Source organism: Salipiger pallidus, assembly GCF_014643635.1.
Classification (GTDB): domain Bacteria; phylum Pseudomonadota; class Alphaproteobacteria; order Rhodobacterales; family Rhodobacteraceae; genus Salipiger; species Salipiger pallidus.
In genome coordinates, this window is record NZ_BMJV01000003.1 from 130,987 (window position 1) to 143,509 (window position 12,523).

Genomic DNA, 12,523 nt, shown 5'->3' on the forward strand with positions numbered 1-12,523 from the left:
CCATCGGGGCAACCGAGGTAACAATGCAGACCTTGCGTGCGGCGGTCCTCGCCGCACTTTCTATTTTTGCACCCATCTCGGGGGCATCCGCGCAGGATGTGGCCCTCAGCTCGCGCGATGGCGGGATCGAACTGGTGGGAACCATGCTGGGTTTCGACGGTGAATTCTACCGCGTGGAAACCCGCTTTGGAGAGCTGACTGTGGACGCCTCGGGGGTGCTCTGCGAAGGGGTCGGCTGTCCGTCCCTGACCAATTTCGTGGCGCGAATACGCGTTTCCGGCTCTGCCACCATCGGTGAGGTTCTGATGCCCGCCCTGGTCGAAGGCTTCGCCCTGCGAAGCGGGTTCGAGGCCGAACGCAGCGCCGCTGAGGGGGCCGATTTCCGCTACACCCTGACCGATCCCGAACAGGGCCGTGTCGTGGCGCAGTTCGCGTTCCAGGTCAGCAGTACGAATGAGGGCTTTGCTGACCTGCTGGCCGACGAGGCCGACGTGGTCATGGCCCTGCGCGAAATCCGACCCGAAGAACGCGACGCGGCGCAGGCGGCAGGCCTTGGAGATCTTGACCACCCCAACCGCAGCCGGGTGCTGGCGTTGGATGCCATCGTGCCGGTGGTGGCACCGGGCAACCCTGTGTCATCCATCACCTTGGCACAGCTGGCACAGCTGGTGTCGGGCCAGATTGTCAACTGGACGGCGCTTGGGGGGCCGGATGCGCCGATCGGGCTGCACCTGGCTGACCAGGGCTCGGGCTTGTCCCAGGGGATCGAGGACCGGCTGCTGCGGCCCTCCGGTCTGTCCCTGCGTGACGGGGTGGTGCGCCACGCCAGCAACGCTGCGCTGGCCGAGGCGGTGCAGGGTGATCCGTTCGGCATCGGCCTTGCCAGCTATTCCGAGACGGGCCATGCCAAGCCGCTCTATCTCAGCGGGAGCTGCGGCTTTCAGTTGCGGGGGCGGCGGGCAGATATCAAGACCGAGGATTACCCTCTCACGGCACCTATGTTCCTCTACCTGCCGGCCCGGCGTCTGCCGGCGCTGGCCCGCGAGTTCCTCGCCTATACCCGAAGCGCGCCGGCGCAGGTGGTCATTCGTCGCGCGGGATTTGTCGACCAAGCGCCAGAAGAGCAAGTGTTGAACCAGCAGGGCGACCGACTGGCCAATGCCATTCGCATGGCCGAGGGAGAGGATGGCCTCGCGACCCTGCAACGCATGGTCACTACGCTTGCGACCAAGCGACGGCTCAGCACGACGTTCCGGTTCGAGCCGGGGTCGGCCCGGCTTGACGCGCAGTCCCGATCCAACGTCCTGCAGCTGGCGAGGTCTCTGGAGGAAGGCGCATATGATGGGCGCAGCCTTACCTTTGTGGGGTTCTCGGACGGGCAGGGGCCGGCGTCGGCCAATATCGACATCGCGGCTGATCGGGCGGAGGCCGTGCGGCAGGCGGTGATTGCCGCTGCCGAGGCGGCGGACCTTGCGCAGGTCGATCTTGCCACCGATGCCTTCGGTGAGGCCATGCCCATGGCCTGTGATGACACGGTCTGGGGCCGGCAGGTCAACCGCCGGGTCGAAGTCTGGCTGCAGTGAACTTCAAAGCAGCCCTTCGCTGCGGAAGCTGAGCTCGCGCGAGCGTCCGATCACGAGGTGATCGTGCAGGGTAATACCAAGCACGTCGGCCGCCTGCTGGATCTGGTTTGTCATCTCGATGTCGGCGGCGCTTGGGGTGGGGTCGCCGGAGGGGTGATTGTGCACGAGGATCACCGCGCTGGCGTTCAGCTCGAGCGCACGCTTGACCACCTCTCGCGGGTAGACCGGAACATGATCGACAGTGCCGCGAGCCTGCGGTTCATCGGCAATCAGCACGTTCTTGCGGTCGAGGAAGAGAATGCGGAACTGTTCCGTATCGCGATGGGCCATGGCGGTCTGGCAGTAGTCCAGAAGCGCATCCCATGAACTGACCACCTGCTTCTGCAACACCCGGCTGCGTGCCAGCCGGTGGGCCGCAGCCTCGACGATCTTGAGTTCGGTCACCACCGCGTCTCCGACGCCATTCACCGCGGCAAGCCGCGCCGGAGGGGCAGATACCACAGCGTTGAAATCCCCGAAGGTCTCAAGCAGTAATCGCGTAAGCGGCTTCACATCACGCCGCGGGATGGCGCGGAACAGTACCAGTTCCAGAAGTTCGTAATCGGGCAGGGCCTCTGCGCCGCCGATCCTGAACCGTTCGCGCAGCCGCGCCCGGTGGTCGCGGATATAAGACGGTTGGCCCCGCTGGTCGGGCGGGGGGCGCGCTTCGTCATGGGCAAAGAGCGCGGCTTGGGAATCGGAAAAATGCTGGCTTCGTGTCATGACCGAAGCCTGCCTCAGCCTGGTTATGGAAGGGTTAACTGCGCTCCGCTTCCGACCGTTTCTCGGTGCGCCGGTTGTAGGTCGCAACTCGCCAGACGTAGATTGCCACCAGCCCGACGACCACGGCGGTCGACACAGGATCAAGCCACGCGCTCACAGCCTCGTAGCCACCTTCGAGCCAGTATCCCGCCAAGGTCAGCAGCGTCGTCCAAAGGACGGTGCCAAGGGCACTGAGGCCAAGAAACCAGCCGCGGTGCATGCGACGCACCCCGGCCGGAACCGAGATGAAGGTGCGGATCGTGGGGATCATCCGCCCGATTAGAACGGCACTGCCGCCGTGACGGTCGAACCAGCCATTGGCGCTGTCCAGCTCGTCCGGGGACACGGAAAGCCAGCGGCCGTGTTTTTGCGCGAGTCGACACAGGCGGTCGTAGCCGATGCGCCTGCCAATCCAGTACCACAGGTAGGCCCCAGCGAGGGACCCGGCGCTGCCCCACGCGATGACGAGCAGCAGGGACATCTCGCCGCGCGCAGCGTTGAACCCGGCCAGCGGCATGATGAGCTCGGAAGGAATCGGGGGGAAGACATTCTCGAGAAACATCAGAAGCCCGACGCCGAAGCCACCCATGGTGCTGATAAGGTTGGTGATCCAGTCGAACATACTATTGCATCCGAAGTGAAAAAAAGAGCCGGTGGAAAACAACCACCGGCCTTCCGATTTCGTTCCAGAGGAGAGCAAGACCACGCATTCAGCGCGAACCAATTCCCCATCCCTCACGCGGCTGGTTTGCTTGTGCGGGGCGACCGGAGTGCGTTCGGGCGAGGGCCGGACCTCAGTCGGGCCTGCGCCCTCGATGCGGCTGACCGCTCTGACAGGACGGCCTGCCGGGCCTGGGCCTAGCATCGCCGGGGGCTTCGCCCGTAATGTCCTTGAACGCTCCACCAGAGTGTTCACCGGGCCCTCGCGGGCCCGGCTATGACATCACCCTTTCATGGAATCCCAGAAGTTCTTCACGGATGAGAAGAAGCTGTGGGACTCCGGGTTGTTGTCCTCGGAAAGCTCTTCAAACTCGCGCAGAAGCTCTTTCTGGCGGGAGGTCAGGTTCACAGGGGTCTCGACCGCGAGCTCGATGAACATGTCACCGGCCGGGCCGCCGCGCAGGGCAGGCATACCCTTGCCACGCAGGCGCATCTGCCGTCCCGATTGGCTGCCGCCGGGGATCTTCACCCGGCTGCGGCCACCGTCGATGGTCGGAACCTCGATGTCGCCGCCAAGGGCCGCCGTGGCCATGGACACGGGCACGCGGCAATGCAGCTCGGGACCGTCCCGCTCGAAGATCTCGTGCTTCTTCACGTCGATGAAGATGTAGAGATCGCCGGGAGGCCCACCGCGCATGCCTGCCTCGCCTTCACCGGCCAGACGGATGCGAGTGCCGGTCTCGACCCCCGCAGGAATGTTGACCGAGAGCGAGCGGTCCTTCTGCACGCGGCCTGCACCACCACACTTGGCGCAGGGGTTCTTGATGATCTGACCAAGGCCGGAGCAGGTCGGACAGGTGCGTTCGACCGTGAAGAAGCCTTGGGTGGCGCGCACCTTGCCCATGCCCGAACAGGTCGGGCAAGTGACAGGTTCGGCACCACCTTCGGCGCCGGTGCCGCTGCATTCGTCGCACTGCACTGAGGTCGGCACGTTGATCGTCTTCTGAAGACCATTGTAGGCCTCTTCCAGCGTCACGCGCAGATTGTACCGCAGGTCGGCGCCGCGCGCCGCGCGCTGACGTCCACCGCCCTGGCGGCCACCCATGAAATCGCCGAAGAGATCGTCGAACACGTCCGAGAATGCGCTCGCGAAATCGCCCTGGCCTTGGAAGCCGCCACCGGGACGGCCACCGCCGCCACCCATGCCGCCTTCGAAGGCCGCATGGCCGTAACGGTCATAGGCCGCCTTCTTGTCGGCGTCCTTGAGGACCTCGTAGGCCTCGTTCACTTCCTTGAACTTCGCTTCGGCGTCGGGGTTGTCGGCGTTGCGGTCGGGGTGAAGTTCCTTGGCCTTCTTGCGATAGGCCTTCTTCAGATCGTCCGCAGACGCGCCTTTTTCGACACCGAGCAGATCGTAATAATCACGCTTGGACATTCATGTCCTCCTATTACCCGGAACGGGAAGGGGCCGGTCCGGCATCCGGACCGGCCCCCGATCTGTTCCAAGCGTCACGCTCAGCTGCGCTTGTCGTTCCCAAGGTCCTCGAAGTCGGCATCGACGATATCGTCGTCACCACCGGCATCCTTGGAGGCTTCGGGCTCGTCCGCCGGAGCGGAGCTGTCACCCTCGTCGGCCTGCGCCTTGTAGATCGCTTCACCAAGGCGCATCGCGACCTCGGTCACGTTCTGGATGCCGGATTTGATCTTCTCGGCTGTGGCGTCGGTCTTCTCAAGATCGTCCTTGAGAGCGGCAACTGCCAGCTCGATCGCCTCGATGGTGGACGGATCGACCTTGTCGCCGTGATCCTCGATCGACTTCTCGGTCGAGTGGATGAGGCTTTCCGCCTGGTTGCGGGCCTCGACCAGTTCGCGGCGTTCCTTGTCGGCCTCGGCGTTCGCCTCGGCGTCCTGAACCATCTTCTCGATGTCCGCATCGGACAGACCACCGGAAGCCTGGATGGTGATCTGCTGCTCCTTGCCGGTGCCCTTGTCCTTGGCGCCCACGGACACGATGCCGTTGGCGTCGATGTCGAAGGTCACTTCGATCTGTGGCAGGCCGCGCGGTGCCGGCGGGATGTTTTCGAGGTTGAACTGACCAAGCATCTTGTTGTCGGTCGCCATCTCGCGCTCACCCTGGAAGACCCGGATCGTCACGGCCGACTGGTTGTCTTCGGCGGTGGAGAAGATCTGGCTCTTCTTGGTCGGGATCGTGGTGTTGCGGTCGATCAGACGGGTGAACACGCCACCCAGCGTCTCGATGCCGAGCGACAGCGGGGTCACGTCGAGAAGGACAACGTCCTTCACGTCCCCCTGAAGCACGCCAGCCTGAATGGCCGCGCCCATGGCAACCACTTCGTCAGGGTTCACACCCTTGTGCGGCTCCTTGCCGAAGAACTTGGTCACCTCTTCGTAGACCTTGGGCATACGGGTCTGACCGCCGACCAGAACGACTTCGTCGATCTCATCCTTCGAGAGGCCCGCATCCTTCAGCGCGGCTGCGCAGGGCTTCAGCGAGTTCTTGATGAGATCGCCCACGAGGCTTTCCAGCTTGGCGCGGGTCAGCTTCATCACCATGTGCAGCGGCTGACCGCCCGAGCCCATCGAGATGAACGGCTGGTTGATCTCGGTCTGGCTGGACGAGGACAGTTCGATCTTGGCCTTCTCTGCCGCCTCTTTCAGACGCTGCAGGGCCATCTTGTCCTTGGTCAGGTCGACGTTGTGCTCTTTCTTGAACTCAGCGGCGAGGTAGTTGACGATCCGCATGTCGAAGTCTTCACCGCCGAGGAACGTGTCGCCGTTGGTGGATTTCACTTCGAACAGGCCGTCATCGATCTCGAGGATGGTGACGTCGAAGGTACCGCCGCCAAGGTCATACACTGCGATGGTCTTCGACTCTTTCTTGTCGAGGCCATAGGCCAGTGCGGCCGCGGTCGGTTCGTTGATGATGCGCAGCACCTCGAGGCCAGCGATCTTGCCGGCGTCCTTGGTGGCCTGACGCTGCTGGTCGTTGAAGTACGCGGGGACGGTGATGACCGCCTGCGTCACTTCTTCGCCCAGGTAGGATTCAGCGGTTTCCTTCATCTTGCCGAGGATGAAGGCCGAGATCTGGCTCGGGGAATACTTTTCGCCACGGGCTTGGACCCAAGCGTCGCCGTTACCGCCATCGACGATGGTGTAGGGGACGATGTCCTTGTCCTTGGTCACGGCGGCGTCGGTGACGCGACGGCCGATAAGGCGCTTCACTGCGAAGACAGTGGCTTCGGGGTTGGTCACGGCCTGGCGCTTGGCCGGCTGGCCGACGAGGCGTTCGTCGTCGGTGAATGCAACGATGGAGGGGGTGGTACGAGCACCTTCGGCGTTCTCGATGACGCGCGCCTGAGTGCCATCCATGATGGCAACACAGGAGTTGGTGGTGCCGAGGTCGATACCGATCACTTTACCCATGTTCGATCCCTTTCTAGTTCAAGGCGATAACGCGAGGCGACAGACCCGATTACGGCATCAGAGCCCCGCTTGAGATTAACCGTCCGGCTTGGGGCCTCGCGGCTTCGGGAGGTATATAAGGAGGGGTTTTCGGTGCTGCAAGCATCCCAAACCCCGCGACTCGGCCAATTGAGGAGATTTTCTTTGCCACTCTTCAATAGATGCGGAACAAAACGGCCATGACCGGCATGGGCGATATGACCGACATGATCGAAAGACGCGGCTTTCGCATTTACCCCGGGCTGCTGGGCCGCGACGCTCAGCAGGCCGTGGTGACCCGGTTGCGCGAGTGTCTCGCGCAGGCGCCGCTTTACCGGCCCGTGACGCCGCGCGGCAGGGAAATGTCCGTGCGCATGTCGTCTGCGGGGCGGTTCGGCTGGGTGACCGACCGGCGCGGCTACCGCTACGAGCCGCGCCACCCGTCCGGCGTGGACTGGCCGCCGATCCCGCCCGAGATCATGGAGATCTGGAATACAGTGTCGGGCTGTGACCGGGCCCCGGAATGCTGCCTCATCAACTGGTACGGCGAAGGCGCGCGTATGGGCCTGCATCAGGACAAGGATGAGGCCGATTTTGGCCAGCCGGTGGTGTCCGTATCGCTGGGGGACGACGGGCTCTTCCGGATGGGAAACACCGAGCGCGGAGGGTCGACCGAATCGATCTGGCTGCACTCGGGGGACGTGGTGGTCATGGACGGCGAGGCACGGCTGCGTCATCACGGAGTGGACCGCATCCGGTTCGGCTCGTCCACTCTGCTGCCACAGGGTGGCCGGATCAACCTGACCCTGCGGGTGGTGACCTGAGCCACGTCGCGCCTGGTACCTTGCGGTACTGAGGGGGGACTGACAATCGTGGCAGCCCGGTAGCGGACATGGTGCTCTTAAGCGTCGCGTCCTTACCCGGAGGCGCCAAGCGGTTGGGCCTTGTTCGACCCCGTCCGTGGCAGGATACCGATCAGTACGAACCTCGCCATCTTCGACACCGGCAAACGAAAAAAACGCCGCCCCGGGAGGGACGGCGTTCGATCTTGCGATCAGGTCTGGCTTCAGAAGCCGAGGCCTTCGTACTTCTTCTTGAACTTCGACACGCGACCGCCGGTGTCCAGCAGGCGCGAGTTGCCGCCGGTCCATGCCGGGTGCACGGTCGGGTCGATGTCCAGCTGCAGCGAGTCGCCTTCCTTGCCCCAGGTGGTGCGGGTCTGGAAGACGGTGCCGTCGGTCATCTTGACGTCGATGACGTGGTAGTCGGGGTGAATGCCCTTTTTCATCGTGCGTCTCCTTATGCGTCGGCGCTTGCGAGCGGCTTGTAGTTGGTCTGCTCTGCGATACGTGCGGATTTGCCGCGACGGGCACGCAGGTAGTAGAGCTTGGCGCGACGGACACGGCCGCGGCGCACGACGGTGATCGACTCGATGTTGGTCGAGTACAGCGGGAACACACGTTCCACGCCTTCACCGAAGGAAATCTTGCGAACGGTGAACGAACCCGCGATGCCCTTGCCGTTCTTGCGGCTGATGCAGACGCCTTCGTAGTTCTGCACACGGGAACGGGTGCCTTCGGTCACCTTGTAGCCGACGCGAATGGTGTCGCCGGCCTTGAAGTCGGGGATCTCTTTCCCCAGGGCGGCAATCTGTTCCGCCTCGATCTGTGCGATCAGATCCATCTGACGCTTCTCCTATCTGCTCACGGTTGGACCCGTGACGTGTCTCGCGTCCCAGAGCTCCGCGTCTTCGACCAGGTCCGCGCCGGAAGTCCGGGGCGCCTGCGGGAGGCTATCGACGTCTTTTTCCGTATCTGCGTGTCCGGAGCGCCGGGTGTCCGCGCCGAAGTCGCGCGATCAGGCAATGCCGAACAGGCCCGCTCGACTCAAAGAGCCTGCGGACGGGCCGCGTATAGGCGCTGCGGGGCGGCCAATCAAGATAAAACAGGCGCGCGGAGCCGCTATTCGCCGCGCTTGGCAGCCTTGTGCGCGTCCCACAGGTCGGGACGGCGTTCGCGGGTGATTTCTTCGGACTGGACGCGGCGCCATTGCTCGATCTTGCCGTGGTGGCCGGACATCAGGACGGGCGGAATCTCGCGGCCTTCCCATGTCGCGGGGCGAGTGTACTGGGGATGTTCAAGCAGGCCGTTGGAAAAGCTCTCTTCTTCGATCGAATCGGCGTTGCCCAGCACGCCGGGCAGCAACCGAACGGTGGCATCCAGCATCGCCTGCGCCGCCAGCTCGCCGCCGGTGAGGACATAGTCCCCCATGGAGACCTCGGTGACGCCGTAATGGTCCAACACCCGCTGGTCGAGCCCCTCGAACCGGCCGCAGATCAGCGTGACACCGGGGGTGCGTGCAAGGTGGCGGGCGAACTTCTGGTTGAACCGGCGTCCGCGCGGCGACAGGTAGATGATCGGCGCGGCGGGGCTGATATGCCGCCGGGCCGCCTCGAGCGCGCGGCCCATGACATCGGGGCGCAGCACCATGCCCGCGCCGCCACCGGCAGGGGTGTCATCGACGTTGCGGTGCTTGCCTTCTCCGAACTCGCGCAGCGGCACGGGCTTGAGCTGCCACTTGCCGTCCTGCAGCGCCTTGCCGGTCAGTGACAGGCCGAGCACCCCGGGAAAGGCCTCGGGGAAGAGGGTTATGACCTGCGCCATCCAGGCGCGGGCCAAGTCCGGGCGGTCGGACATCAGCTCGCGGGGGACCAAAGTGGGATGGATGGTCTTGCGGCCATGGGATTTGTTGCTGTCGCTCATGCGCTGTCCTCTAGCCGCAAGGTGGCGGGCGCTCAAGCGCCGTGATCCCGGTGAGGGCACGTCTGGACGGGAATGATGGAGGGCCGCGAGCCCGCAGCAGCGGCTGGCGCCGCGAACTTGCGCTCCGGTGAGCGGCTGACGTTTCTGGTCAGGTGATGGTGTCGGCGTGCAGCCGAGCCTGATTCAACGTTCGTGGCGTCCGCCCGCTAGCTGTTTGGCCGAGCCTGAGGGGCGCCCATCGCATCAGGCGCAGCCCGCCGGTCGTCAAACGCGCGCCGGTTGCGGGCAATTTCCGCCACGTGGTCCCGCAGCTCAAGCACCACGTTGGGGTTTACGAAACGCTGGGAAAGCTCTCCGGCCCGGTCCGGCCGGGTGGTGATAAGGCTCTGCAACTCCCACAATTCCTGCAGCCGTCCGGGCCCAAGCGCGGCGATGTCGCGGGCGCCCCACGAGGCCACGATACGCTCGATCACCCGGCGCAGGGCATGCTCGGCGGTTTCGGGGCCGGACTCGACGGACCCGTCCGGCGCTTCGGCTTCGAGCGTGCGCACCAAGGCCCTGCGAATGTCCCGGGCGCTTGGCATGTCGCGCGCGGGGTCATCCAGGGCTTCGTGCGTCAGAAGCGGGGCCTCGCGCAAGGCGCGCCGATTGATCGCGTGGCGCCACAGTTCAATGGCGGTAATCGACAGTACCGATGCCACCGCAATCAGGACGAATGAACTTACACGGTCCTCGGCGATGGCAAGAACACGGTCCGGTAAAAGGATCAGGATCACGGCAGGCGACACTGCCAGTCCAGCCCAGAAGACTCGTTGACAATAGGAAAGCATACCCGGCTCTCGTTACATACTATAGGGCAACGATAGGTCGGGAATGTGGCTTTTTCGGGACGGTCAGCGGTGTGAGGCGGTGCAGTTTCTATAAACCAAACAATCAGTCGAAATAAGCCTGACTGTTTGTTTTGAGTCACAAATATCTCTGGGATTCCGTCAGATAGATATCTTTCAAACCACTCCGGTTGAGAGCACGAAACACCTTTACCAGCCTGATACCCGGCTGGGCTTTGTCCGGCGGCTGGAATCGGAGAGACGCACCGACACCCAGCTCAAGCCCGACGAGATCCAGAAGTGGCGTCAGCGGCCTCTGCGCCAGCGACCGGCTGGCCTCGTGCGCAACGGCCACGGTCTGGTGGGGCTGCACCGAGCCACGGCCATCTCGGCGACAAGCTCGTCGAGGGCGGCGGCGGCGTGCCGTACGGCGTCGCCGTCGAGATCTTCGGTCAGCCGGGTGCTGCGCCGGTTCTGCCACCCGGTCGAGCGCCGCCAGGCGTTTGCCTTGCGCATCGACAGGTAGACCGTCAGGTCAAGCGCCGCACGGAAACGGTACCCGGCATTATCGGCAGTGGCCGACAGGGCGCGGGCGGTGCCGTGGTATCGCGTGATGCCGCGCCGCCCGGGCAGATGCCTGACCAGATCCTCGGAGGACATGAGCACCGGGCGATGGCCGCTGCGATCAAGCTTGCGAAAGAATCGCGCAGTGTGGCGGCCAACCGCGGTAAAAGCGTCCTTGGAGCCGTCCAGCGACAGGGCCGGCAGGCGTCGGTCAGCTGCTCGAAATTCTCATTGAGGAACACCCTCAGATGAGGCTCGAGCAGCGAGTGATTGTTTCGAAGGGTCTTCTGGACGGAAGTAGTCCCGATCTTGTGAAATCCGGCATGAATAGACGCATCGCGTCATTCAAAGAGACCCTCTGGCGGGTCCGCCACGATGCGGCCGCCGGCAAGATCCACGGTCGGCACAACGGCCTGCGTGAACGGAATGAGCACGGTCTTCGAGCTGCCGGGCACCTGTACCTCGAGCAGGTCGGCAGCACCATGATTGAGCACCGCCTTCACCGGCCCCAGAAGGACACCGCCGGTGTCATGCACCTGCAGGCCGATCAGGTCGGTGTGGTAGAACTCATCGTCGGGCAGGTGCGGCAGGCGGGCACGCTGGGCGAACAGCTGGACCCCCCGCAGTGCATCCGCGTCCTCTTTGCTGCGCACCCCGGTCAGCCGGGCGGCAAAGCCACCCTTCACGGGCCGTGTCAGCTGCAGGTCAAACTCGCGGCTGCCATCTTCGGTTGCCAGGGGGGCGTAATCCGCAATTGCCTCCGGATCGGCGGTGAAGCTCTTGATCCGCACCTCTCCGTTGACGCCATAGGCGCCCGAAATCGAACCCACGCAGATCATGTCGGTCATGGAGACCCTCGCCAATTGCTTTCGGAAACCGGAGTTCTGGATAGACCACGGTGCAGGGGCTTGGCAATCGGATCCATGGCCCGGACGAGCGGTGCTGCGCCCAGAAATGGTCCTGTACCTCTCCTGCGCCGGTCGTGCCGGGGCAGGGCCGTGGCACTGCCCTGGGGGGATCAGAAACGCAGGTGGAAGTTGCGGGTCACACCAAGACGCAGGGTCCAGTTGTCATCGCTGCCACTCTCGACAATGGGGCTGTCGGCGGCATCCCCTTGGTATTGTTCCCAGGTGACAGCGCCCTCGATGCCCCAGTCGTCATTCAGGCGGTAGGTTGCGCCCATCTCGACCCCGGCAGAATAGAGCCCGGCATCGGGGTTGAAGGTACCGCGCGTGGCTGTGGCCTCGTCGCCGTCGACGCCGAAATAGGTGTCGACGAAGTCATTGCCGCCCCAGTTCAGGCGCGGGCCAACGGACAGCTTCCAGCGATCGTTCGGACGGGCGATAAGGTCGGCACCGGCTTCGCCAACCCATGCCTCGTGGCCGCCGAACCCGCGGCGGAAATCGGTGTAGCCCGAGAAGTACTCGGAGGTGTAGCCAAAACCGAAACCAAGCTCGAGCGCCGCGTCGACGTCATCCATGCCGCGCAGGTCGTCGAAATCGGACGCGTCGCGTTCGCCGATGAAGCGGAAGGCACCGTGAATGTTCCAGCCGTAGCGGTCGCTCCACGGGTCGCCAGCGCCGAAGCTGCGGCCATTGCGCAGGGTCAGGCCGTGGAACTTGAACCCGAGGTCAGGGCCGACCGCGTAATCGTCCGAGCCGAAATACTCCGGCGCGACCGAAAGCCCGCCTCGCAGCGAGAACATGAGGCCCGGCTCTCCGCTTTGCGCCGCCGCGATCACGGGCAGGGCGACAAGCGCAGTGGACAGGGCGAGGGCGGTACGGGTCGGTTTCATGGCACGCTCCGGCAGCTAGAGGGTGATTCTCGTTGTAGCGGCAGAAGCATGCTTTGCCATACGACGAAA

The 12,523-nt window shown here is 64.2% G+C and carries 13 protein-coding genes; 2 read left to right on the top strand and 11 right to left on the bottom strand.

Features of this window, described 5'->3' with window-relative positions; genetic code table 11:
• The first annotated feature begins 23 nt into the window (after positions 1–23).
• On the top strand, positions 24–1,583 hold the full coding sequence (locus IEX41_RS08590; RefSeq protein WP_188789837.1) for a phosphate ABC transporter substrate-binding/OmpA family protein: 1,560 nt from the start codon (positions 24–26) through the stop codon (positions 1,581–1,583).
• 3 nt (positions 1,584–1,586) lie between these two features.
• Here IEX41_RS08590 and radC read toward each other — a convergent pair whose 3' ends face one another.
• From radC to dnaK, 4 genes are all read right to left on the bottom strand, one after another.
• Positions 1,587–2,345 carry a RadC family protein gene (radC, locus tag IEX41_RS08595; protein ID WP_188789838.1) on the bottom strand — a complete coding sequence of 253 codons (759 nt, stop codon included), beginning with the start codon at positions 2,343–2,345 and terminating at the stop codon, positions 1,587–1,589.
• A gap of 34 nt (positions 2,346–2,379) precedes the next feature.
• Positions 2,380–3,006 (bottom strand): DedA family protein, encoded by a 627-nt coding sequence (locus IEX41_RS08600; RefSeq protein ID WP_188789839.1) that lies wholly within the window; start codon positions 3,004–3,006, stop codon positions 2,380–2,382.
• Positions 3,007–3,327: 321 nt separating this feature from the next.
• Positions 3,328–4,479: a molecular chaperone DnaJ gene (gene dnaJ / locus IEX41_RS08605; RefSeq protein ID WP_188789840.1), complete on the bottom strand. Its 1,152-nt coding sequence runs from the start codon at positions 4,477–4,479 to the stop codon at positions 3,328–3,330.
• An 80-nt stretch (positions 4,480–4,559) separates the two neighbouring features.
• Positions 4,560–6,488 (bottom strand): molecular chaperone DnaK, encoded by a 1,929-nt coding sequence (dnaK, locus tag IEX41_RS08610; protein WP_188789841.1) that lies wholly within the window; start codon positions 6,486–6,488, stop codon positions 4,560–4,562.
• A gap of 218 nt (positions 6,489–6,706) precedes the next feature.
• On the opposite strand from dnaK, the gene IEX41_RS08615 reads away from it, so the two are divergent.
• Entirely contained in the window at positions 6,707–7,330 is a 624-nt protein-coding gene (locus tag IEX41_RS08615) for an alpha-ketoglutarate-dependent dioxygenase AlkB family protein (RefSeq protein ID WP_373285621.1), read from the top strand.
• A gap of 242 nt (positions 7,331–7,572) precedes the next feature.
• On the opposite strand, the gene rpmE is transcribed toward IEX41_RS08615, so the two are convergent.
• The 7 genes from rpmE to IEX41_RS08650 all read right to left on the bottom strand — a co-directional run bounded on the left by rpmE (position 7,573) and on the right by IEX41_RS08650 (position 12,454).
• Positions 7,573–7,794, bottom strand: a complete 222-nt coding sequence (gene rpmE, locus IEX41_RS08620; protein ID WP_188789842.1) for a 50S ribosomal protein L31 — start codon at positions 7,792–7,794, stop codon at positions 7,573–7,575.
• Positions 7,795–7,805: 11 nt separating this feature from the next.
• Positions 7,806–8,189: a 50S ribosomal protein L19 gene (gene rplS / locus IEX41_RS08625; RefSeq protein WP_188789843.1), complete on the bottom strand. Its 384-nt coding sequence runs from the start codon at positions 8,187–8,189 to the stop codon at positions 7,806–7,808.
• 278 nt (positions 8,190–8,467) lie between these two features.
• Entirely contained in the window at positions 8,468–9,268 is an 801-nt protein-coding gene (gene trmD, locus IEX41_RS08630) for a tRNA (guanosine(37)-N1)-methyltransferase TrmD (protein WP_188789844.1), read from the bottom strand.
• Between the two features lie 206 nt (positions 9,269–9,474).
• Positions 9,475–10,056: a hypothetical protein gene (locus IEX41_RS08635; protein ID WP_188789845.1), complete on the bottom strand. Its 582-nt coding sequence runs from the start codon at positions 10,054–10,056 to the stop codon at positions 9,475–9,477.
• Between the two features lie 345 nt (positions 10,057–10,401).
• Complete coding sequence (locus tag IEX41_RS21490) at positions 10,402–10,761, bottom strand: hypothetical protein (protein ID WP_229673070.1); 360 nt, start codon at positions 10,759–10,761, stop codon at positions 10,402–10,404.
• 239 nt (positions 10,762–11,000) lie between these two features.
• Positions 11,001–11,507 (bottom strand): ribosome maturation factor RimM, encoded by a 507-nt coding sequence (gene rimM / locus IEX41_RS08645; protein WP_188789846.1) that lies wholly within the window; start codon positions 11,505–11,507, stop codon positions 11,001–11,003.
• Positions 11,508–11,677: 170 nt separating this feature from the next.
• Positions 11,678–12,454, bottom strand: coding sequence for a MipA/OmpV family protein (locus IEX41_RS08650; protein ID WP_188789847.1), 777 nt, complete (start codon positions 12,452–12,454; stop codon positions 11,678–11,680).
• Positions 12,455–12,523 lie beyond the last annotated feature (69 nt).